Here is a 22358-nt window from a genome sequence, read left to right on the forward strand (position 1 = left end):
GTGAAACATTGAAATCAATTTATACGAGATTTTCTAATACATATTTCAGATTTTTAAGTTCCACATTACACTCCTCTTTATTTGTGAGCAATAATTTCTGGCACAATTCTATCTTAGACAATAGCTTTTGCATATCATCACTCCTTATTACCTTATCACCCGTCTTTCGTCCTGTTGATCTGCTGCATAAAAATTTATTCTCCAGTGAACTATCAGTAGCAGCCCCAAAGTTTATTACTTCATTTTCTTCCTTATCTAAAACAGAATTTTTCTTATCCGGTCCCTCCATGATATTAATAAAATGACTGCCGGACTCACTTTCTATAACATTGCTTGATTCTTTCATACTATTTCTACTATCTATATTATTAGCAGGTTCCACATCATCTATACTTTTACCTTCTACAATATTTATAAAATGAACAGGGGTATTCTCCTCCACCTTATTTTTATTACTATTTATAAGCTTATTTTCATCCAAATTTCTATTTCCATCCAAAACTTTATTTTCCAGTGAAGTATACAAACTTTTTTTATCAAATACATTTTTAATTTCTCTTCTATCTCTGGAACTTTCTGAATTATAATCCATTTTTAAATTAGGATTAAGTCCTGTTCTTACTACTCTAGAACTGGTACTACCTTTTTTGTGTGCCAATGCATCAAAAAATTTTCCCGTATTTCCATTTGTTTTTATTTTAATAGTACCATTTTCATTCCAATTTTTTATTTTCTTTTCATCAATATTCTGTCCTGATTCAACAAATGTTTCTCTATCTTCTTTATTTTCTGTCTTTTCTTTATTTTCTGTTTTTTCTTTATCTTCTACTTTTCCTTTATTATCTATTTTTACATCATTTTTAATATTATGATTATGACCAGTTACTTCAACAATTTCGCTCTCTAACTGCTTTTCTTCTGCTTCCTGGAACATCTTGTCCAATTCCATTCTTTGTTCCAAAAGACGATTCATTTTTCCTTTTACTGTTTCACGTTCCTGTACAAGATCCTGTAACTTCCGATCATATTCCACTATACTGTTTTTTGTGGAATATTTCAAACTTCTTGGAGAAAAAATTACAAAATCTATATCATCATCTTCCTGAAGTCTTTTTATGTGTTCATTGATCTCGCCTTCACTTTTGCGGATGGTTTGATACTCTCTATCCAAAATTTCAAATTGAAGTCTATTCGTTCTAAGCTTATCTTCTATGTATTCCTTTATCATTATTTTTCCTTCTTACGGTTTCATCTATTTAAAATAAAATCCAATAATTTGTTTTATTTCTATATACTATCATATACTAAATTCCGACATTAGGAAAGCAATTTTTCACATTCCCTTAAATTGCTTTTTTTATAAATTCTTATTACTTTAAAACCGCATTACCAGAAAAAAAGAATTGTAAGTCTTTGCAATATAGCTTATAATATAGATAAAGTTTGCGTGACTTAAAAGTTACGATTTTGTTTAGAAAGGGGTTACAGCATTATGAAACACAAAATAAAAACTACGATCCTACTCACCACATTTGCAATTGCTGTGATGCACATTATTAATAAATGTATAGCCTCAGCCGCTGTAATAAAACATATGTTAAATGCAAATACCGGAAACTATTTTGAGTGGAGATTTGGTAATGTATTTTATACCAAATCCGGTCATGGAAACCCTTTGCTTTTAATTCATGATCTTACTCCCTATTCATCCTCTTATGAATGGAATGAAGTAATTCGTAAATTATCAAAGAACCATACTGTTTATGCTATTGACTTGTTGGGATGTGGTCGCTCTGATAAGCCAAACTTAACTTACACGAATTTTTTGTACGTTCAATTAGTTACTGATTTTGTAAAAAAGGTGATTGGTCAAAAAACTAATGTAGCTGCTACTGGCATTTCTTCTTCTTTTGTTGTTATGGCATGTCACAATGATTCCGAGTTATTTAATAAAATATTTATGGTTAATCCGGAAAAATTGTCCAAGTTAAACAGTATACCAGGAAAACGTTCTAAAGTGACCAAATTTTTAATGGATCTGCCGATAATAGGCACCACTGTCTATAATATGATCATTAACAGGTCAAATTTAGAATATCGTTTTACAGAAGAATATATTTATAATCCTTTCCGTTTAAAAGGAAAATATATAGATGTATATTATGAGGCGGCTCATTTAAAAGACAGTGGCGGAAAATATTTACTTTCCAGCTTAAATGGTCTTTATTTAAATGTAAATATTGCACATGCCCTAAAAGAAATAAACAATAGTATTTTTATCATTGCCGGCAGTAAATGTCAGGATATGGATGGCATTATAGATAACTACGTAGAAATTAATCCGGCAATTGAAACAGCGTATGTAAATGATACAAAGTCTCTTCCTCAAGTGGAAGCTGCTGACTCCTTCCTTGAACAATTAAATATTTTTCTTTAAACTATAAAAGTTAATCATTTCAGTGTTAAATATGAGTGATTAACTTTTTATATTGTTTAATTATTATAATCTTAATATCATAAAACATTTTTTTGATCCAAACTTACTTATATTATCAAACTGACAATAAACAAATATATATAAATAGTATTAATAAAATATTTTTTACATTATTGGCAAACGACCACCGGACGTTTATAATAAAATTCATAAAGCGACCATTGGTCGCTAGTATAAGGAGAATATACTATGGCTAAAGGATTAACACTTACAAAAGAACAGATACTGCAACGTCAAAACGAAATAGCCTCTATAGCTCTTAGCTTTTTTAATAAAAAAGGATTTCAGAAAACTTCCATGCGGGAGATTGCTGAAGCTGCCGCAATGGGTAAATCCAGCCTGTATGACTTTTTTACAGCAAAAGATGAAATTGTTGTTTTTATTGTTGAAGAAAAGATGAAAAACCTACTGCAGGATACAAGAAATATAATAACATTAAACTTATCTCCCACAAGTTGTTTAAAGAAGCTTATGGAGATGAATCTTACATATACAAAAGAAAACAGCGGACTTCTTTTGTGGGTAAAATCAGAAGAAAGATTTTTAGCTGCTGCGTATCAAAAGCGATTAAAAAAGCTGCATTATGACTATCAGGATATGTTTCAATCCGTTATTGAGAGAGGCATTTCTGACGGTTTCTTTCGCAATACAGATTCTTCTCTTGCAACCAGATTACTTATTAACTCCATGCTATCCATTGTATATACTACAAGATCTTCCAATAGTCCGGAGGATATGCTAAATATGACACTAGATATTTTTCTACACGGAATTATTATTTAGGGGGGATTTTATAAATTACTTGCCAATGGATATTGAGTGGGCCCTGGAAAAGGGCAGACTGTATATCATTCAGACCAGGCCAATTTAACCGTAAATGGTAAAACTGGAACTGTTTCTATGGACAATCCTGCATAGAGGTATCAAAATCTCCACACTAATAGCCTGACAATTAAGTCAGGCTATCGGTTCTTTTGCAGGCAGTCCTGCCTTTCTGGGATATTTTCCCGGAGTCTTCTTTACCTTTTCTATTACAACAAGAGACCGCTCAATATCGCTTCCCGGAAGTGTAAATTTTACTGTATCTTTGATTTTTCCACCAAGCAGAAAAACTGCATTTTTTGCATTCTGTAACTCATCCTCTATACTGCCGGATTTATAAGAAATAAAGTTTCCATGTAACATTGTATATGGTATACAATATTCAGACAGTGATGCCAGATTTGCCACTGCCCTTGAAACGCAGAGATCAAACATCTCCCTGTATTCTTTCTGCTTTGCATAATCTTCTGCCCTGCCATGTATGGCTGTTATCCCTGACAAACCTAATTTCCCGATTACTTCATTTAAAAACTTAATCCGCTTATTTAATGAATCCAGCAGTACAACTTCTAAATGAGGGTATACGATCTTAATTGGAATGCCCGGGAAGCCCGCTCCTGTGCCCATATCCAGGACTTTTTTACATTGCCCAAGATCTGCAGCCTTAACGATAGATAAGCTGTCTACGAAGTGTTTTTGCATGACTTCGTCATATTCTGTAATCCCCGTAAGGTTCATTACCTTATTCCATTCTACTAATAACTCATAATATGTCTCAAACTGATTTACCTGGGTATCTGTCAGGTGTATTCCAAGCTCCAGACATCCCTGAATCAGTACGTTGTTCTTTTCCTCCATTATGACCTCCTGCCGTATTGTTCCATATATATTAAAAGTACAGAAATATCCGCCGGTGTTACTCCTGATATTCTGGACGCCTGTCCAATTGACATAGGCATATATAGTTTTAATTTCTGTTTTGCTTCGATACGAAGCCCACTGATATCTTCGTAATCAATATTTTCCGGTATTTTTTTGCTTTCCAGCTTTTTAAACTGGGATACCTGTTTTAACTGGCGTTTGATATACCCCTCATACTTAATATTAATATTAACCTGTTCCTGAACTCCTGTTGATAACTGAGGACGTCCTTCATCAATATCACCAAGCATTTCATAAGTCAGCTCCGGCCTTCTTATTAACTCACCAAGGGTAGTTCCGGTTTTTAAAATGGTGCTGTTATGTGCTTCCAGGAATCTCTGAATCTCCTTTGAAGCACCTATATTTGTATGATCCACTCTTTTCGTCTCTTCTGCTATTTGTTTTTCTTTTTCTAAAAGTGCCTGATAAACCTCTTCGGAAATTAAACCTGCCTCGTATCCTTTTTTAGTCAGACGCAGATCAGCATTATCCTGTCTGAGCAACAGGCGATACTCCGAGCGGGATGTCATCATACGATAAGGCTCATGATTCTCTTTTGTTACCAGATCATCAATCAATACACCTATATAAGATTCCGAACGATCCAGTATCAAAAGATCTCTTCCCAATACCTTCTGTGCTGCATTAATACCTGCTACCAACCCCTGGGCTGCTGCCTCTTCATATCCGGAGCTTCCATTAAACTGGCCACCGCTGAAAAGCCCTTTAATATTTTTAAACTCCAGCGCGGCATTCAGCTGTCTCGGATTGATACAGTCATATTCAATCGCATAGGCATTTCTTACAATTTTAGCATTTTCTAACCCCGGCACTGTTCGGTACATCGCTGTCTGTACATCTTCCGGCAGGGAACTGGACATCCCGCCAACATACATTTCATTTGTATGCAGACCTTCCGGTTCAATAAATACCTGATGCCTGTTTTTATCAGAAAATTTAACTACTTTATCTTCAATAGACGGGCAGTATCTGGGCCCGGTTCCTTCAATCATACCAGAATATAATGGGGAACGATCCAGGTTTTTCTTTATGATCTCATGGGTATTTTCATTCGTATAGGTAAGCCAGCAGGATGCCTGTTCAATCTGTACATCCTCCGGATTTGTGGAAAAGGAAAATGGAACTACTGTTTCATCTCCAAATTGTTCTTCCATTTTATTAAAATCTATAGACCGTTTATCAATTCTGGCAGGTGTTCCTGTTTTAAAACGAAACATTTCTATTCCATTTTCCTTTAGGGAATCCGTCAGATAATTTGCAGCCTGAAGCCCGTTTGGACCCGTATAATTACTGATATCCCCGTAAATGCACCGGGACTTCAGATAAGTTCCGGTGCACAATACACAAGCCTTACAGTGATATACTGCTCCGGAGAAGGTTTTCACGCCGCTGATTTTGCCGTCTTCTACTATAATTTCCGTTACTTCTGCCTGCTTCACAGACAGATGGTCTGTATTTTCAAGTATTTTCCTCATCTCGCGGCTATAGTCCGCCTTGTCCGCCTGGGCTCTCAGAGAATGAACTGCCGGACCTTTTGATTTATTTAACATCTTAGACTGTATAAAGGTTTTATCTATATTCTTGCCCATTTCTCCGCCAAGAGCATCTATTTCACGCACCAGATGTCCTTTGGAGCTGCCTCCTATGTTTGGATTACAGGGCATCAGGGCAATACTGTCTACACTTACCGTAAACACAATTGTCTCCAGTCCAAGTCTGGCACTTGCCAGAGCCGCTTCACATCCGGCGTGTCCGGCCCCAACTACAACAACGTCAACATTTTCTTCTATGGTATTCATGTTATATCCTTTCTATTTTCCCATACAAAACTTACTGAAAATTTCATTTACCAGATCTTCTCCCACGGATTCACCGATAATTCCACCCAGTTCCTCGTATGCACTCATCAAATCAATGGAATAAAAATCCTCCGGCATACCCATTTCAATACTTTCCCTTACCTGCCTTAAGCTGGAAAGCGCATCAGCAAGTGCTGTCTTATGGCGTATATTTGTTATATAGACCTCATCATTAAATGAAATTTCCCCATGGAAAAACATTTCTTTTAAGGTAAGTTCCAGTAAATCAATTCCTTTATTTTCTTTTGCTGAAACAGGAATGACCGGCTTATCTATTCTCTCTTTTAACATTTCTTCTGAAGTAATCATCTGAAGATCTGTCTTATTTAACAATATAATTGCTTTTTTACTCCTCAGCATCTCTATTATTTCACTGTCATTTTCATCCAGCTCTGTAGAAGAATCCACCACATAAATTATCAGATCTGCATCTTTTGCATAATCTTTTGCCCTGGATACCCCGATCTTCTCCACAACATCCTCTGTACTGCGTATTCCCGCCGTATCAATGATATTCAGGCTGATTCCATGAATCTGTATGGTCTCCTCTAAAATATCCCTGGTTGTCCCCGCTATATCCGTTACAATAGCTCTGTCCTCTCCAACCAGTACATTTAACAGAGACGATTTTCCTGCATTAGGCTTACCTACAATTACAGTCCGAATTCCTTCCTTCATCATCTTACCATCTTCTGACGATGCAATCAACTTCTCTAATTTACCAATTAATTTATTATTTACCTGCTGAAGCTCTCCGCCATATCCCTCCAGGCTGATATGCTCCGGATCATCTAAAGCTGATTCAATAAATGCTATATGATAAATAATCTGCTCGCGAATCTCCTTAATTGCCTGCATTACCGAACCTCTTAACTGGCTTACGGAACTTTTCAGCGCATATTCATTCTTAGCATTAATTACATCAATTACCGCTTCCGCCTGGGACAGATCCATTCTTCCGTTCAGAAATGCTCTCTTTGTAAACTCCCCAGGCTCTGCAGGTCTGGCTCCGTTTTTAATAACAGTCTCCAAAATACGTTTCATGGCATAAACCCCGCCATGGCAGTTGATCTCAATTGTATCTTCCGATGTAAAACTTCGGGGTGCTCTCATAACCATTACCAGTACTTCATCTATCATCTCATCCCCATCCATGATATATCCGTAATGAATTGTATGGGTTGGTACCTCTGACAACTTTTTTTTCTTTCCTTTTGACTGATAAACACGATCTATAATGGTAAAAACCTCGCTGCCGCTCATTCTGACAATTCCAATTCCGGATGCCGTCATTGCTGTTGAAATGGCTGCTATGGTATCTGTTTTCATGTTTCCTACCTCCTTATGCCGCATTTACTGCGGCTATTATAAATGGTGTGAAAGTGATCTTCTTTCACTCCTACCTCCTTACGCCGCATTTACTGCGGCTATTATAAATGGTGTGAAAGTGATCTTCTTTCACTCTTGCCTCCTTACGCCGCATCTACTGCGGCTTTAACTTGACGATACACAAAAGAGTGCCTTGCAATCTCCCAGCTGATAAACCCTATCCATATTTGGATACACTGAGGAATTGCACGACACCCCCTTATAATAAAATCTTTATTTTTTTAATGTAACAACTACTTTACGGTAAGGCTCTTCCCCTTCGCTGTGTGTAGTAACATATGGATCATTCTGAAGTGCTGAGTGAATAATTCTTCTCTCATAAGGATTCATTGGCTCTAAAAATACCGGTCTTTTTGTCTTCTTCACCTTAAATGCAATGTTTCTTGCCAGGTTCTCCAATGTCTCTTTTCTTCTGTTTCTGTAATTTTCCGTATCCAGCTTCACACGGGTATAAGATGCTTTTCCTTTGTTTACAACAAGGCTTGTAAGATACTGCAGCGAATCCAGGGTTTGTCCTCTTTTGCCAATCAGGACTCCCATGTCATCTCCATTTAAATCTACACTCAGCGTGTCATCTGAAAATTCTGCTTTAATTTCTACATTCATTTCCATTGCTTTAAACACGCCCTGTAAAAATTCATATGCGGATTGTTCAACTTCTTCTTTATTTGCAGGTATCCTGGAAACCTTTACTACTTCTTTTACTTCTTCTGAGACTTCTTTAAAAACAGGTTCTTTTTTGAAACTTTCTTTTTTAATGCTTTCTTTTCGAACGGGTTCTTTCTTTACAGGCTTTTCTTCCTTTTTCACCTTGCTTTCCTGCGTGGTAAATAAAGGAGTATCTAAAATATCTTCTACAGATTCTTTCTTTCTTGCACGAATGACAGCCGGTTTACTTCCAAACCCCAAAAATCCCGAGCTTCCATTCTCAAGTACTTCATATTCAATATTGTCACTGGATGTTTCCAATTGAATCGATGCTTCAATGATAGCATCCGAAACTGTTTTTGCAGACACTTTAATGTAATCCATAAGAAAACCCTCCTATTTCTTATTCTTCTCATTGTATTGCTGAACCATTCTGGCTTTGGAAGCAATACTTCCAGGTTTTGCATTTGCGGTTTGATTATAATATTCTGTAGATTTCTTAATATCTTCTTCTGACATTTCTTTTTTCACATTAGCCTTCGCACGTGTGGAAGGATGTGAAACCGGTTCATTAATATTCTTCACATTCAATTTTGCCTGATTAGATATCTTCTGAGGAGGCAGGCCCATCTTTTCACGTTTCTTATTTTGCTTCTCCAGGTTTTTGGAGATCAGTGCTTCCACATCTACGCTGTCCATATGTTTGTTAACAATAATCTGCTGAACACTTCTTATTACAGCACCGGCGATCCAGTAGAGTCCCATACCTGCCGGCAGTGTCAGACAGAATACTGCTGACATGATCGGCATGATCATATTCATGGTCTTCATGGAGCTTGCCATGGTACCACCCTGTCCGTTTGCATCCGGCTGCGGCATCAGTTTGGTGTTAAACCACTGTGTTAAACCAGCCAGAACAGGAATTGCAATTGCTCCTATAATAACCAGGATTGCTCCGGTTTTAATTCCAGCCTGAAGCATACTCATGGGAGCATCTGCTATATTTAATCCAAGGAAATTATTAAAATGGTCTACCTTATCCTGGGTTCCGGTGATAAGGCTGCTTAAATCCGGAAATTTACCAGCCAGGTTTGTCCAGTCATCCGGTTTGAATTTATATAAGGTATCTACAATTGTTTCTGCTTTATATCCGGCACTTTCAAAATTAATCTGATTCTTAGAAGCGATATCAGTTAAAAATGTCTGTGCAGCGGAGTTATTCAGTAACTTGTCCACTAAAGGCATGAATGCATCTTTAATTCCGCCTACATATGCCGGAATATTCCAGATTACCTTATACAAAGCAAATAAAATCGGCATCTGGATAAGAAGCTGCAAACAACTTCCCATAGGAGAAACTCCATATTTTGAGTAAACAGTTTTTGTTTCTTCATTCATCTTCATCATAGAAGCCTGATCCTGTTTACCTTTATACTTTTTCTGAATTGCCTGAAGTTCAGGGTTCATCTGTGCTGAAAGCTTTGAAAACTTTTGCTGTTTGATCGTAAGCGGCATTAATAACATATAAATAACAATAGTAAATAAAATAATACAAAGACCAATGTTTTGAATATTGAACAGATTATTCAAAAACAAGTAAATTGCATTCATGATAAAACCTAAAGCAACCGCAACAGGTCCAATAATGAATGTTGTACTTTTTGTTAACAACATTTTTGACAAGACTTTTTCCTCCTAAATTAGTCACACACTCCAGAGCGTGTCTGAAAATTCATTCCCGCCATCAGCACGCCCCACTTTGCGGCATATTTGCCCCGAATTCAGGTTACGTAGCCCGCTACGCGCCCTTCATTCGGGGACAAATCTCCCACAAACTGTGACGCGCAGCTGTCAGAAAGCAATTTTCAGACATGCTCAAGGGACCGGATCATATCCGCCCTTAGAAAAAGGATTACATCTCAATATCCTCCAGCAGGTCAAGATGGTTCCCTTAACAGCACCATATTTTTCAATTGCCTCTAACCCGTACTGTGAACACGTAGGTATATAAGGACAACGAGTGCTTTTTAATGGCGATAAATATTTTCTATATAATTTAATCAAACCGATTAATAATTTTTTCATTTATCATCAATCTTTTCTATATGAAATATGTTATGAAGTTTCCCTAAATGCAAAAGTGCGCTCTCTATCTCTGCAAAACCTTTTTCCTTTGCACTCACTCTCGCAACTACAACAATATCATATCCTGGCAAAAAACCGGATTCATTCAGCCGATAACTCTCTCTTAGTAATCTGGTTAACCCATGCCTCACTACGCTATTGCCAACTTTTTTACTGACTGAAATACCCAGGCGGTTCCCGGATAACTGATTTTCTAAGACATACATTACTAAATATCTGTTCGCAAAAGATTTTCCTTTCCTATATACATATTGAAAATCTTTATTCTTTTTCAATGATTCTGAAAATATCATAGGCCATCCTTTACCAATCATTTAAAGAGAAGAAAAGGCCACAAATCTGCGGCCTATGCTGATAATTTTTTTCTTCCTTTTGCTCTTCTAGCAGCGATAACTTTTCTTCCGCCTACTGTGCTCATTCTAGCTCTGAATCCGTGAACCTTAGCTCTGGATCTCTTTTTCGGTTGGAATGTCATTTTCATGAGTCTGGCACCTCCTTCTATCTAACCAAATATCTATTAGCATAATTGGTAAATTATATTTTACATGCTTAAAAACATCATTTCAATTATATTCATAAATATGCCGTAAGTCAAGCTATTCCTTTATTTTTTTATATTCTTTACCCTCTTTTAACTTTTCCACACTTATTTTCCACGGTTTACATAAAGTTATCCACAAATTGGGGATAACTTGTGTATAACTTTTTCCATAAATGTGAAAAACTTTGATTTTTCAGGACATCCCCCGTAAATAAAGCCTGTATTCTATGTGGATTTGTGGATTTGGTTATTCACAACGATGTCGAAATTTTTGGATGAAAGTGGATAAATATGTTCACAAAATGTTATTTCCAAAATTTTTGATTGCTAAATTGATTAATTTAGTTTAGAATTAGATAAGGAAATCTATCTTTAAATAAATGGTTGTGGATAACATTTAGCTGCAATCATTTATTGTTGTGTTTTTCTGGAGGCTCATCCACATAGTACAAATTTGTATTGTTTTTGGATAAACACCAGGAAATAAGCGGATTTTTACCAATGCGAAAAACGGAAGAATATATTTAAGGAGTCGTTAACATGGACATCATAATAGAAAAATGGGATGAAATACTGTATACAGTAAAACTAGAACACGAATTATCGGATGTTTCCTTTAATACCTGGATAAAACCATTAAAGGTCCACAGTATAGAAAACAGCACGATTATAATCTTGGTTCCATCAGAGCAGATGGGGCTTAATTATATAAGTAAGAAGTATACACTTCCTATTAAAGTAGCGGTCGCCGAAATCACGGGACTGGATTATAATATAGAATTTATTTTACCTGAACAAGCGAAAACGATAGAGAAATCAATGCCGCCTGCCTCTACTTTAAATGAAAATCTGGAAAAAGCCAATTTGAATCCTAAATATACTTTCGACACTTTTGTAGTTGGTGGAAACAACAATTTTGCCCATGCTGCATCACTGGCTGTTGCGGAATCACCCGGCGAAATGTACAACCCCCTCTTTATATATGGAGGTGTTGGACTTGGAAAAACCCATTTAATGCACTCTATTGCCCACTTTATATTAGAAAGAAATCCGCTGTCCAAGGTATTATACGTAACAAGTGAGTCCTTTACAAACGAATTGATTGAAGCGATTCGTAACGGAAATAATACTGCAATGACAAAATTTCGTGAAAAATACCGGAATATCGACGTACTGCTCATCGACGATATCCAGTTTATTATAGGAAAAGAATCTACCCAGGAAGAATTTTTCCATACGTTTAATGATCTTCACGGATCCAAAAAACAGATTATCATCTCCTCCGATAAACCGCCAAAAGAAATCCAGACTTTGGAAGGAAGGCTTAGATCCCGGTTTGAATGGGGCCTGATCGCTGATATTTCCTCGCCGGATTATGAAACAAGAATGGCTATTCTTCGAAAAAAAGAGGAGCTGGACGGTTATCAGATCGATGATGACGTAATCAAATATATTGCCACAAACATCAAGTCCAATATCCGTGAGCTGGAAGGAGCATTGAACAAATTGATGGCTTTCAGCAATCTCGAAAAACGCGAAATTACAGTGGGATTGGCAGAAGAAGCCTTAAAAGATATTATTTCACCGGATGAAAACAGGGAAATTACCCCGGAATTGATCATAGATATCGTTGCGGAGCATTTTCATCTAAGGCCTGAAGATCTAAAAGGCAACAAACGTAACTCGGAAATTGTATTTCCACGCCAGATTGCTATGTTCCTCTGCCGCGAAATGACAGATACTCCATTAAAAACCATTGGAAATATTATGGGCAAGAAGGATCATACTACCATCATTCACGGCTGCAAGAATATTAACAATGAAATGGCAAAATCGGAAAATGTCCGTAATACGGTGGAAATCATAAAGAAAAAAATTAATCCCAATTGAGGATAAGTGTGAAATAAAATCGCTTTACACTACTTATTAAGGCAGGCCTGCAATATGCAGGAGCTATCAATATGAATACCTTACACCGGGATTTAAATAATAAAAAAATATGGGTATTGGCAGAAGATTTTTCCCTTAACAAACAATCCACACGATTTTGTTGAAAACCAGCATTGAATGTGTGTATAATAATCATTTTTAAGGGGCTCTGTTGATAACCTGATTTTTATACTTTAATTTCAGAGACTTTTTCACATACTTATTAATTTACGGGAGGCTTATGCACACGGCCTCTTCAGACTTATTCACAAACTAACAGCCCCTAAGGTTAAGACTACTGATTCTCTTAATAATTTATTATATAGCGGGCTCGAAAGGAGTTACCCACATTATGAAGATTGTCTGCTCAAAATCAGATTTACTAAAAAGCGTTAACATCGTTATGAAAGCTGTTCCTTCTAAAACAACGATGCCAATACTGGAATGTATCTTAATAGATGCATCAGCCAATGAAATTAAATTAACTTCTAATGATATGGAACTTGGAATTGAAACAAAAGTGACCGGTGATATCTTAGAAAAGGGTATTATTGCACTGGATGCAAAGATTTTTTCTGAAATTATTCGAAAATTACCGGAAAATGATATTGTTATTGAAACAGATGCAAAATTACAGGCAACGATTACCTGTGAAAAAGCTAAGTTTAATATCTCCGGAAAATCGGGTGAAGATTTTTCTTATTTACCTTATGTAGAAAAAAATGATTCCATTGCCCTGTCCCAGTTCACTTTGAAGGAAGTAATTCGTCAGACGATTTTTTCCATTGCAGCGAATGAAAATAATAAAATGATGACCGGGGAATTATTTGAAATTAATGAAAATGAACTGAAAGTTGTATCATTAGATGGTCATCGAATATCGATTCGGAAAATCGAATTAAAGGATACCTACGGCCATAAGAAGGTTGTCGTTCCTGGAAAGACACTCACGGAAGTGAGCAAGATTTTATCAGGAGAAGTGGAAGATGAAGTACGTCTGTTCTTTACAAATAATCATATTGTATTTGAGTTTGACCAGACAACCGTTGTATCCCGTCTGATTGAAGGCGAGTACTTCCGGATAGAGCAGATGCTCTCCAGTGATTATGAGACAAAAGTAGAAATAAATAAAAAAGAATTGCTTGATTGTATCGATCGTGCTACTCTTCTTGTAAAGGAAAGTGACAAGAAGCCGATTATCATCCAGATCAGTGATGATGCTATGGAACTGAAAATCAATTCCCAGATCGGTTCGATGGATGAAGAAATTGATATTACGAAAGAAGGGAAGGATATCCTGATTGGATTCAACCCAAGATTCTTAATTGATTCACTTCGTGTCATTGACGATGAGAATGTTACCCTGTATCTGGTGAATCCGAAAGCACCCTGTTTTATTAAAGACGAGAAAGAAACATATATCTATTTGATTCTTCCGGTTAATTTTACGGTTTAGAGGAAAGGGCATCATGGAAACGATTAAGTTAAGAGATGATTATATCAAACTGGGTCAGGCATTAAAGGCTGCCGGGCTGGTAGATTCCGGAGTGGTTGCGAAAGTAGTAATCCAGGACGGACTTGTGAAAGTGAATGGCGAAGTGGAATACCAGCGGGGAAAAAAGTTACATGAGAATGATGTAGTGGACTTCGATGGAGAAACGATAAAAATTGTAAAATAGTTGGTGCTGACATGATTATTGAATCTATTAAACTTGAGAAATTTAGAAATTATAATTCCTTAAAATTAAAGTTTGATAGTGGTACGAATATTTTCTATGGTGATAATGCGCAGGGTAAGACGAATATTTTAGAAGCAGTGTATCTCTGTGGGACTACCAAATCCCACAAGGGAAGCAAGGATCGTGAAATCATCCAGTTTCATGAGGATGAATCTCATATTCGTATGAGGCTGAATAAAAACGGCAGTGCTTATAAGATAGACATGCATTTAAAGAAGAACAGGACAAAGGGAATTGCGATTAACGGTATACCGATACGGAAAGCCAGCGAACTCTTTGGAATTGTGAACCTGGTATTTTTCTCACCGGAGGATCTTAATATTATTAAAAACGGTCCTTCTGAGAGAAGGCGTTTTATTGACATGGAGCTATGTCAGTTAAATAAATTATATTTGTTTCAGTTATCAAATTATAATAAAATAGTGAATCAGAGAAATAAACTGCTCAAAGATATTGCCTTTCATCCGGAATACCTGGATACCCTGGATATCTGGGACCAGCAGATGGTTCAGTACGGCTGCAAAGTAATCGAGGAACGTCAGTTATTTGTAGAGCGTCTGAATGGAATCATTGCAGGCATCCATAAAAAACTTTCGGGAGACAGGGAAGATTTAATTGTGGATTATGAGAAAAACGTTCCGGCTGAATCTTTCGAAGAACAGCTGAGACGAGGCAGGGATAAAGATCTGAAGATGAGGATGACCATGACCGGTCCCCACAGAGATGATCTGTGTTTTAAAATCCAGGATGTGGATATCCGCAGGTTTGGCTCCCAGGGGCAGCAGAGAACAGCTGCTTTATCTTTAAAGCTGGCTGAAATTGAGCTGGTGAAGCAGGAAATCAAAGATACACCAATTTTATTGCTGGATGATGTCTTGTCTGAACTGGACAGTAACAGGCAACACTATCTGTTAGACAGCATTCATGATATTCAAACATTGATCACCTGTACGGGTATCGATGATTTTATAGAGAATCAATTTAAGATTAATAAAGTATTTCATGTGGTGGACGGTATCGTCTATGAATAACATGTGTAAATACGCAGCAGCGAAAACAGGAGGATTCTTATGGGTACAGAATTAAATTCAGAATATGGCGCAGATCAAATACAAATTTTAGAGGGGTTGGAAGCAGTCCGGAAAAGACCTGGTATGTACATTGGAAGTACATCGATCCGCGGACTTCACCATCTGGTATATGAAATTGTAGATAATGCAGTGGATGAAGCACTTGCAGGATACTGCGACACAATTCAGGTGACCATTAATAAAGACAATTCCATAACGGTAATCGATAATGGCCGCGGTATCCCGGTAGGAATCAATCATAAATCAGGACTTCCGGCAGTAGAAGTAGTATTTACGATTCTTCATGCAGGTGGTAAATTCGGCGGCGGCGGCTATAAAGTATCCGGTGGTCTTCACGGGGTAGGTGCTTCTGTCGTTAATGCTTTGTCGGAAAATCTGGAGGTTACAATCTACAGTGAGGGTAAGATCTACAGACAGCGTTATGAAAGAGGTAAAGTTGTATATAAACTAAAAGTGATCGGAGAATGTGATCCGGAGAAGACAGGAACCATGGTTACCTTCCTTCCGGATAAAGAAATTTTCGAAGAAACGGTTTATGATTTTAATACACTGAAGCAGAGACTTCGGGAAATGGCATTCCTGACAAAGAATATCAGGATTATCTTAAGAGATGAGAGAAACGAGGAGCCGGTGGAGAAGATTTTCCACTACGAAGGCGGAATCAAGGAATTTGTTTCTTATCTGAACAAGGGTAAAAATCCGCTCTACCCGGATATAATTTATTGTGAAGGCACCAGGGACGATGTGTATGTAGAAGTCGCGATGCAGCATAATGACGGTTATACGGAAGGGGCATACAGTTTTGTAAATAACATTACTACTCCGGAAGGCGGTACCCATCTGACTGGATTTAAGAGTGCGCTTACCAAAACATTTAATGATTATGCAAGAACCAATAAACTGATTAAGGACAGTGAGTCTTTGGTTGGTGAGGATATCAGAGAAGGTATCACGGCAATTATCAGTATTAAGATTGGGGATCCGCAGTTTGAAGGACAGACGAAACAGAAACTTGGAAACAGTGAAGCAAGAGGAGCTGTAGATAATGTGGTTTCTGAACAGCTTATGATTTACCTGGAACAGCATCCACAGATCGCGAAGATGATTCTGGAAAAATCAATTATGGCTCAGAGGGCAAGGGATGCGGCAAGAAAAGCCCGTGATTTAACAAGAAGAAAATCAGCCCTTGACGGAATGTCTCTTCCGGGTAAACTGGCGGATTGCTCGGATAAGGATCCGAAAAACTGTGAAATCTACATTGTCGAGGGAGATTCCGCGGGTGGTTCTGCAAAAACGGCAAGAAGCAGAAGTACCCAGGCAATTCTTCCCCTGCGTGGAAAAATACTGAACGTGGAAAAGGCAAGACTGGATAAAATTTATGCAAACGCTGAAATTAAAGCGATGATTACAGCGTTTGGTACAGGTATCCACGATGATTTTGATATATCGAAACTGAGATACCATAAAATTATTATTATGACCGATGCCGATGTTGACGGTGCCCATATTAGTACGTTATTATTAACCTTTATGTATCGTTTTATGCCTGATCTGATTAAAGAGGGACATGTGTATCTGGCACAGCCGCCACTTTATAAGCTGGAGAAAAACAAAAAAGTGTGGTATGCTTACAGCGATGAAGAATTAAATTCAATTCTGACAGAAGTCGGCAGAGACCAGAGTAATAAGATACAGCGTTACAAAGGACTTGGAGAAATGGATGCGGAACAGCTCTGGGAGACAACTATGGATCCGGAGAGCAGGATTTTACTTCGGGTTACGATGGATGAAGAAGCATCGTCGGAACTGGATATTACCTTTACGACCTTAATGGGAGACCAGGTAGAGCCGCGTCGTGAATTTATTGAAGAAAATGCTAAATATGTAGAAAATCTGGACATTTAGGAGGAGAAAGTCGTTGGAAGACAATATTTTTGATAAGGTACATGATGTTGATCTAAAGAAAACAATGGAGAAATCCTACATCGACTATGCCATGAGCGTTATTGCCGCCCGTGCACTTCCTGATGTAAGAGACGGGTTAAAGCCTGTTCAGCGTAGAGTTCTGTATTCTATGATCGAATTAAATAATGGTCCTGACAAGCCGCATAGAAAATGTGCGCGTATTGTCGGTGATACCATGGGTAAGTATCACCCTCATGGTGACAGCTCTATCTATGGCGCATTGGTAAATATGGAACAGGAATGGTCCACCCGTTATCCGCTGGTTGACGGTCATGGGAACTTTGGTTCCGTGGACGGTGACGGCGCAGCTGCCATGCGTTATACAGAAGCACGTCTCAGCAAGATTTCCATGGAAATGTTGGCTGATATTAATAAAAATACGGTAGATTTTGTACCGAACTTTGACGAGACGGAGAGAGAACCGGCGGTTCTTCCTGCCAGATATCCCAATCTTCTGGTAAATGGAACCTCAGGTATCGCCGTTGGTATGGCTACCAATATTCCGCCTCACAATCTGAAAGAGATTGTAAATGCAGTAATCAAAATGATTGACAACCGCATTGAAGAGAGCCGCGATACGGAAATTGATGAAATACTGGAAATTGTAAAAGGTCCGGACTTTCCTACGGGAGCCCAGATTCTGGGTACAAAGGGGATAGAAGAAGCTTATCGGACTGGACGGGGAAAAATCCGCGTCCGTGCAGTTACCGATATCGAATCTATGCCAAATGGTAAGAGCAGAATCATTGTCAGTGAATTACCGTACATGGTAAATAAAGCAAGATTAATTGAGAAAATTGCTGATCTGGTCAGAGATAAAAAAGTTGACGGTATTACAAATATTACCGATGAGTCAAACAGGGAAGGTATGCGTATTAACATTGAGCTTCGCCGTGATGTGAATGCCAATGTTCTTCTGAATCAATTATACAAGCATACACAGCTGCAGGATACTTTCGGTGTAATTATGCTTGCACTTGTAAATAATGAGCCAAAGGTTATGAACATCCTTCAGATGCTGCACTACTATATCCAGCACCAGGAAGAAGTCGTTACCAGAAGAACCCAGTATGAACTGAATAAGGCAGAAGAACGTGCCCATATTTTACAGGGATTACTGATTGCTCTTGACAATATTGATGAGGTAATCCGTATTATCCGTGCATCAAAGAATGCTCAGATTGCAAAAGAAGGATTAATTGAGCGATTTGGTTTATCAGATGTGCAGGCGCAGGCTATCGTAGATATGAGGCTGCGTGCTCTGACAGGTCTGGAAAGAGAAAAGCTGGAAAATGAATTCAAGGAATTAATGGAACGTATTACTTACTTAAAGTCTATCCTGGCTGACAGAAACCTCTTACTTGGAGTAATCCGTGAGGAAATTATTATCATTCGCGATAAGTTTGGGGATGAGAGAAGGACTTCTATTGGTTTTGACGAATTTGATATCTCGATGGAAGACCTTATTCCAAGAACAAATGTCGTGATAGCAATGACAAAATTGGGTTATATTAAACGTATGACCATCGATAACTTTAAGAGCCAGAACAGAGGCGGGAAAGGGATTAAGGGAATGCAGACCATCGATGATGATTATATCGAGGATCTGCTGATGACATCTACCCATCACTATCTGATGTTCTTTACGAATACCGGAAAAGTATACCGTCTGAAAGCTTATGAAATTCCGGAATCCAGCAGAACCGCAAGAGGTACGGCTATTATTAACCTACTGCAGCTGGCGCCTGGAGAGAAGATTACCGCTATGATCCCGATTAAGGAATATAAGGCGGGCAGATATCTGTTTATGGCAACTAAGAATGGTATTGTGAAAAAGACACCGATCAGGGATTATGCAAATGTCAGAAAAACAGGACTTGCTGCGATCAGTCTTCGTGAAGAGGATGAACTGATTGAGGTTAAAACTACAAATAACGAGAAAGATATTATTCTTGTTACGAAATACGGACAGTGTATCCGTTTTCATGAGACAGATGTAAGAAGCACCGGAAGAACTTCTATGGGTGTTATCGGAATGAGCCTGTCCCACGGAGATGAAGTAATTGGAATGCAGCTGAATACCCAGGGTGAATACCTGATGATAGTTTCTGAAAAAGGTATGGGCAAGCTTACCCATATGAATGAATTTACGGCACAGAACAGAGGCGGTAAAGGTGTGAAGTGCTATAAGATCATGGAAAAAACAGGTAATGTTATCGGTGTTAAGGCCGTTAATAAAGAAAATGAGATTATGATAATCAGTACAGAAGGTATTGTAATCCGTATGATGTGCGGTGACATTTCTGTTCTGGGACGCGTAACTTCCGGCGTGAAGCTGATTAACATGGATGTGGATAATGACATTATGGTTGCCAGCATTGCAAAGGTAAGGGAAAGTTCTAACCAGACAGAAGAAGATATGCTGAAATCGCTGGAAGAAGAATTGCTGGAAGAAGAATCTTTGGATGGTGAAGTTGTAACAGCAGGTGATACAGCTCCGGAAGAGGAGGCAGAAGCATCTGATTCTTCAATTGACAGTCTGGTAGAGCGTGCATTAGAAGAAAAGGAAAAAGAAGAGCAGGAAGCGCATGAGAACGGTTCTGAAGAAGAATTACAGGATGGACAGGACGAGTAATAAGCAGTACTCTTTTTAGTAATTGGAGGCACATTATGAATATACGCAGATTGCTTGCAGTCTGGAGTGCAAAGTTTATTGGATTTGCATGCAGGTTAACCGGAAAACAGGGAGTTACGCTTGCAGGGCAGATAGCCCTGAAGCTGGACCCTAAGATTTTGACAGAGCTGGCAGGTGAGGTAAGGGAAAAAGTATTTGTTGTCTGCGGAACCAATGGGAAAACAACAACAAATAATCTGCTGTGTTCTGCCATTGAGGCAGAAAAGAAAAAAGTAGTCTGCAATCATACGGGCTCAAATATGTTAAATGGTGTAGTCTCGGCTTTTGTACTTTCGGCAGGTATGAACGGACATCTGGATGCTGACTATGCCTGCATTGAGATAGATGAAGCATCTACCGTGCGGATTTTACCTCACTTTAAACCGGATTATATGGTTCTTACCAACCTGTTCCGGGATCAGCTGGACCGGTATGGAGAAATTGATATTACCATGAATCTGCTGAAAGATGCCATGCATATGGCACCGGACATGACTGTTATCGTAAATGCAGATGATGCCCTGTCGGCATACCTGGCTATGGAAAGCGGTAACGCTTATGTGACTTACGGAATCAGTGAACAGGTTTTCGAAGAATCCAGTGTCAATGAGATCAGGGAAGGAAGATTCTGTAAAAAATGCGGAGAAAAGCTGGTTTACCACTTTTACCATTACAGCCAGCTTGGAGATTATGAATGCCCATCCTGTGGATTTAAACGACCGGATCCGGATTTTGATGCATCCAATATATACGCAGGCGGAAAACTGGCTTTTGATGTGGAAGGCAGGCATATAACAGCCAACTACAGAGGATTCTATAACATCTACAATATTTTAGCCGCGTATACGGCCGCCAGGACCGCAGAAATGGATTTAAAACACTTCAATGATGTCTTATATAGGTTCAACCCTCAAAATGGCCGTATGGAGCAATTTGAGATTGACGGAACGCATATTATGCTGAACCTGGCGAAGAACCCGGCAGGGTTTAATCAGAATATTTCAGCGGTCATGGAAGATGAGACAAAAAAAGATGTGATTATTCTGATCAATGATAATGATCAGGATGGCATCGATATCTCATGGCTCTGGGACGTGGATTTTGACCGGTTTAAGGATACAGATGTCAACTCCATTACAGTGAGCGGCATCCGCTGCCAGGATATGAGGCTGAGGCTGAAATACGTGGATATTCCATCTGCGCTGGAACCGGATGTAGAAAAAGCGATTCAGGAACGCATAAAGAATGGGACAGGCAATCTGTATGTGCTGGTTAACTATACGGCGCTTTACAGTACCCGCAATATTTTGAAGAAGCTGGAACAAGGTTAGAATATAGTGCAAGCTTGCTTACGCTATTCATTGGGAGGAAAGCATGAAGATCATTATTGGACATCTTTATCCGGATTTGTTGAATCTCTACGGGGACAGAGGTAATATCCAATGCATGATGAAACGCTGTGAATGGCGTGGAATTGAAGCAGAGACAATTGAATATCAGCTTGAAGATGAGATCGATTTTTCCAGGCTGGATATTGTCCTTCTGGGCGGAGGTTCCGACCGGGAGCAGATGCTGGTATGTGAAAAGCTGAAAACGATCCGCAGCGATTTTAAGAATTATGTAGAAGATAACGGCGTAGTAATTGCAATCTGCGGCGGATACCAGCTTCTGGGCAATTATTATATGACGGATGCCGGGAATATAGAGGGGCTGGGACTGGTAGACCTGCATACAGAGCAGGGAAGGGACCGCCTGATTCAGAATATTGTTATTAAAAGTGAATTGTTCGATACTCCGATTGTGGGATTTGAAAATCATGGAGGCAGGACATTTATTAATAAAAACAAGCCTTTGGGTAAAGTACTCTATGGATCCGGAAATAACGGAGAGACGGGATACGAAGGCGTGATTTATAAAAATGTGATCGGCACTTATCTGCATGGTCCGCTGCTGCCCAAGAATCCCAAACTTTGTGACTACCTCATTTCCAGGGCACTGGAACGCAGATATGGGGAAATTGTAGAGTTGGAGCCGTTGGATGATACGCAGGAAATGGAAGCAAATCAGTATATTGTAAACCGGTTTGCAAAAAGAGGAAATTAACAATTGGGATTTTG

At 38.5% G+C, this 22358-nt stretch carries 20 protein-coding genes; 11 read left to right on the forward strand and 9 right to left on the reverse strand.

Translation table 11 applies throughout. The features are described from left to right. Positions 1-19: 19 nt before the first annotated feature. Complete coding sequence (locus CD03_RS0121435) at positions 20-1228, reverse strand: hypothetical protein (protein ID WP_027295390.1); 1209 nt, start codon at positions 1226-1228, stop codon at positions 20-22. A 264-nt stretch (positions 1229-1492) separates the two neighbouring features. Here CD03_RS0121435 and CD03_RS0121440 point away from each other — a divergent pair, with 264 nt between their 5' ends. Further along, a complete protein-coding gene (locus tag CD03_RS0121440) occupies positions 1493-2437 on the forward strand; it encodes an alpha/beta fold hydrolase (protein WP_044289575.1) in 945 nt (314 codons plus the stop codon). Positions 2438-2686: 249 nt separating this feature from the next. Then, the gene (locus CD03_RS0121445; RefSeq protein WP_027295392.1) at positions 2687-3280 is read left to right on the forward strand and encodes a TetR/AcrR family transcriptional regulator; all 594 of its coding nucleotides are present in this window, start codon (positions 2687-2689) and stop codon (positions 3278-3280) included. Positions 3281-3454: 174 nt separating this feature from the next. Here CD03_RS0121445 and rsmG read toward each other — a convergent pair whose 3' ends face one another. From rsmG to CD03_RS0121470, 5 genes are all read right to left on the reverse strand, one after another. Beyond that, complete coding sequence (gene rsmG, locus CD03_RS0121450; protein ID WP_044289576.1) at positions 3455-4177, reverse strand: 16S rRNA (guanine(527)-N(7))-methyltransferase RsmG; 723 nt, start codon at positions 4175-4177, stop codon at positions 3455-3457. Beyond that, positions 4177-6060, reverse strand: a complete 1884-nt coding sequence (mnmG, locus tag CD03_RS0121455; RefSeq protein ID WP_027295394.1) for a tRNA uridine-5-carboxymethylaminomethyl(34) synthesis enzyme MnmG — start codon at positions 6058-6060, stop codon at positions 4177-4179. Before mnmG ends, rsmG begins: the two co-directional genes overlap by 1 nt. 12 nt (positions 6061-6072) lie before the next feature. After that, on the reverse strand, positions 6073-7449 hold the full coding sequence (mnmE, locus tag CD03_RS0121460; RefSeq protein WP_027295395.1) for a tRNA uridine-5-carboxymethylaminomethyl(34) synthesis GTPase MnmE: 1377 nt from the start codon (positions 7447-7449) through the stop codon (positions 6073-6075). A gap of 273 nt (positions 7450-7722) precedes the next feature. Beyond that, on the reverse strand, positions 7723-8541 hold the full coding sequence (jag, locus tag CD03_RS0121465; RefSeq protein WP_027295396.1) for an RNA-binding cell elongation regulator Jag/EloR: 819 nt from the start codon (positions 8539-8541) through the stop codon (positions 7723-7725). A 12-nt stretch (positions 8542-8553) separates the two neighbouring features. Then, positions 8554-9831, reverse strand: a complete 1278-nt coding sequence (locus CD03_RS0121470; protein WP_044290210.1) for a YidC/Oxa1 family membrane protein insertase — start codon at positions 9829-9831, stop codon at positions 8554-8556. Here CD03_RS0121470 and CD03_RS39595 point away from each other — a divergent pair. Continuing rightward, complete coding sequence (locus CD03_RS39595) at positions 9807-9998, forward strand: DUF6783 domain-containing protein (RefSeq protein ID WP_334291679.1); 192 nt, start codon at positions 9807-9809, stop codon at positions 9996-9998. The genes CD03_RS0121470 and CD03_RS39595 overlap by 25 nt on opposite strands. A gap of 34 nt (positions 9999-10032) precedes the next feature. Here CD03_RS39595 and yidD read toward each other — a convergent pair whose 3' ends face one another. Genes yidD through rpmH form a run of 3 tightly spaced genes read right to left on the reverse strand, consistent with a single transcriptional unit; the run spans position 10033 to position 10783 of the window. Beyond that, positions 10033-10242, reverse strand: a complete 210-nt coding sequence (gene yidD / locus CD03_RS37320) for a membrane protein insertion efficiency factor YidD (protein ID WP_081820329.1) — start codon at positions 10240-10242, stop codon at positions 10033-10035. Next, entirely contained in the window at positions 10239-10595 is a 357-nt protein-coding gene (rnpA, locus tag CD03_RS0121475) for a ribonuclease P protein component (RefSeq protein ID WP_027295398.1), read from the reverse strand. The genes yidD and rnpA overlap by 4 nt, the downstream gene beginning before the upstream one ends. 53 nt (positions 10596-10648) lie before the next feature. Further along, entirely contained in the window at positions 10649-10783 is a 135-nt protein-coding gene (gene rpmH / locus CD03_RS0121480) for a 50S ribosomal protein L34 (protein ID WP_027295399.1), read from the reverse strand. A 600-nt stretch (positions 10784-11383) separates the two neighbouring features. Between rpmH and dnaA the strand changes: the two genes are divergently transcribed. The 8 genes from dnaA to CD03_RS0121520 all read left to right on the forward strand — a co-directional run bounded on the left by dnaA (position 11384) and on the right by CD03_RS0121520 (position 22344). Then, positions 11384-12733: a chromosomal replication initiator protein DnaA gene (gene dnaA, locus CD03_RS0121485; RefSeq protein WP_027295400.1), complete on the forward strand. Its 1350-nt coding sequence runs from the start codon at positions 11384-11386 to the stop codon at positions 12731-12733. Positions 12734-13124: 391 nt separating this feature from the next. Beyond that, on the forward strand, positions 13125-14228 hold the full coding sequence (gene dnaN / locus CD03_RS0121490) for a DNA polymerase III subunit beta (protein ID WP_027295401.1): 1104 nt from the start codon (positions 13125-13127) through the stop codon (positions 14226-14228). 13 nt (positions 14229-14241) lie between these two features. Then, entirely contained in the window at positions 14242-14451 is a 210-nt protein-coding gene (locus CD03_RS0121495; RefSeq protein ID WP_027295402.1) for an RNA-binding S4 domain-containing protein, read from the forward strand. A gap of 11 nt (positions 14452-14462) precedes the next feature. Beyond that, complete coding sequence (gene recF / locus CD03_RS0121500) at positions 14463-15542, forward strand: DNA replication/repair protein RecF (protein ID WP_027295403.1); 1080 nt, start codon at positions 14463-14465, stop codon at positions 15540-15542. Between the two features lie 39 nt (positions 15543-15581). After that, positions 15582-17507: a DNA topoisomerase (ATP-hydrolyzing) subunit B gene (gene gyrB / locus CD03_RS0121505; RefSeq protein ID WP_027295404.1), complete on the forward strand. Its 1926-nt coding sequence runs from the start codon at positions 15582-15584 to the stop codon at positions 17505-17507. Positions 17508-17520: 13 nt separating this feature from the next. Then, on the forward strand, positions 17521-20202 hold the full coding sequence (gyrA, locus tag CD03_RS34320; RefSeq protein ID WP_044289577.1) for a DNA gyrase subunit A: 2682 nt from the start codon (positions 17521-17523) through the stop codon (positions 20200-20202). 35 nt (positions 20203-20237) lie between these two features. Next, positions 20238-21572 carry a MurT ligase domain-containing protein gene (locus CD03_RS0121515; protein ID WP_027295405.1) on the forward strand — a complete coding sequence of 445 codons (1335 nt, stop codon included), beginning with the start codon at positions 20238-20240 and terminating at the stop codon, positions 21570-21572. Between the two features lie 43 nt (positions 21573-21615). Further along, positions 21616-22344: a type 1 glutamine amidotransferase gene (locus tag CD03_RS0121520; RefSeq protein ID WP_027295406.1), complete on the forward strand. Its 729-nt coding sequence runs from the start codon at positions 21616-21618 to the stop codon at positions 22342-22344. Positions 22345-22358: the final 14 nt, after the last annotated feature.

The sequence above is a fragment of the Robinsoniella sp. KNHs210 genome, from assembly GCF_000686105.1.
Taxonomy (GTDB): domain Bacteria; phylum Bacillota; class Clostridia; order Lachnospirales; family Lachnospiraceae; genus Robinsoniella; species Robinsoniella peoriensis.

Coding starts and splice junctions, on each gene's coding strand:
- CD03_RS0121435 (WP_027295390.1), bottom strand. CDS start 1,228: ATGATAAAGGAATACATAGAAGATAAGCTTAGAACGAATAGACTTCAA.
- CD03_RS0121440 (WP_044289575.1), top strand. CDS start 1,493: ATGAAACACAAAATAAAAACTACGATCCTACTCACCACATTTGCAATT.
- CD03_RS0121445 (WP_027295392.1), top strand. CDS start 2,687: ATGGCTAAAGGATTAACACTTACAAAAGAACAGATACTGCAACGTCAA.
- rsmG (WP_044289576.1), bottom strand. CDS start 4,177: ATGGAGGAAAAGAACAACGTACTGATTCAGGGATGTCTGGAGCTTGGA.
- mnmG (WP_027295394.1), bottom strand. CDS start 6,060: ATGAATACCATAGAAGAAAATGTTGACGTTGTTGTAGTTGGGGCCGGA.
- mnmE (WP_027295395.1), bottom strand. CDS start 7,449: ATGAAAACAGATACCATAGCAGCCATTTCAACAGCAATGACGGCATCC.
- jag (WP_027295396.1), bottom strand. CDS start 8,541: ATGGATTACATTAAAGTGTCTGCAAAAACAGTTTCGGATGCTATCATT.
- CD03_RS39595 (WP_334291679.1), top strand. CDS start 9,807: ATGTTGTACTTTTTGTTAACAACATTTTTGACAAGACTTTTTCCTCCT.
- CD03_RS0121470 (WP_044290210.1), bottom strand. CDS start 9,831: ATGTTGTTAACAAAAAGTACAACATTCATTATTGGACCTGTTGCGGTT.
- yidD (WP_081820329.1), bottom strand. CDS start 10,242: ATGAAAAAATTATTAATCGGTTTGATTAAATTATATAGAAAATATTTA.
- rnpA (WP_027295398.1), bottom strand. CDS start 10,595: ATGATATTTTCAGAATCATTGAAAAAGAATAAAGATTTTCAATATGTA.
- rpmH (WP_027295399.1), bottom strand. CDS start 10,783: ATGAAAATGACATTCCAACCGAAAAAGAGATCCAGAGCTAAGGTTCAC.
- dnaA (WP_027295400.1), top strand. CDS start 11,384: ATGGACATCATAATAGAAAAATGGGATGAAATACTGTATACAGTAAAA.
- dnaN (WP_027295401.1), top strand. CDS start 13,125: ATGAAGATTGTCTGCTCAAAATCAGATTTACTAAAAAGCGTTAACATC.
- CD03_RS0121495 (WP_027295402.1), top strand. CDS start 14,242: ATGGAAACGATTAAGTTAAGAGATGATTATATCAAACTGGGTCAGGCA.
- recF (WP_027295403.1), top strand. CDS start 14,463: ATGATTATTGAATCTATTAAACTTGAGAAATTTAGAAATTATAATTCC.
- gyrB (WP_027295404.1), top strand. CDS start 15,582: ATGGGTACAGAATTAAATTCAGAATATGGCGCAGATCAAATACAAATT.
- CD03_RS0121515 (WP_027295405.1), top strand. CDS start 20,238: ATGAATATACGCAGATTGCTTGCAGTCTGGAGTGCAAAGTTTATTGGA.
- CD03_RS0121520 (WP_027295406.1), top strand. CDS start 21,616: ATGAAGATCATTATTGGACATCTTTATCCGGATTTGTTGAATCTCTAC.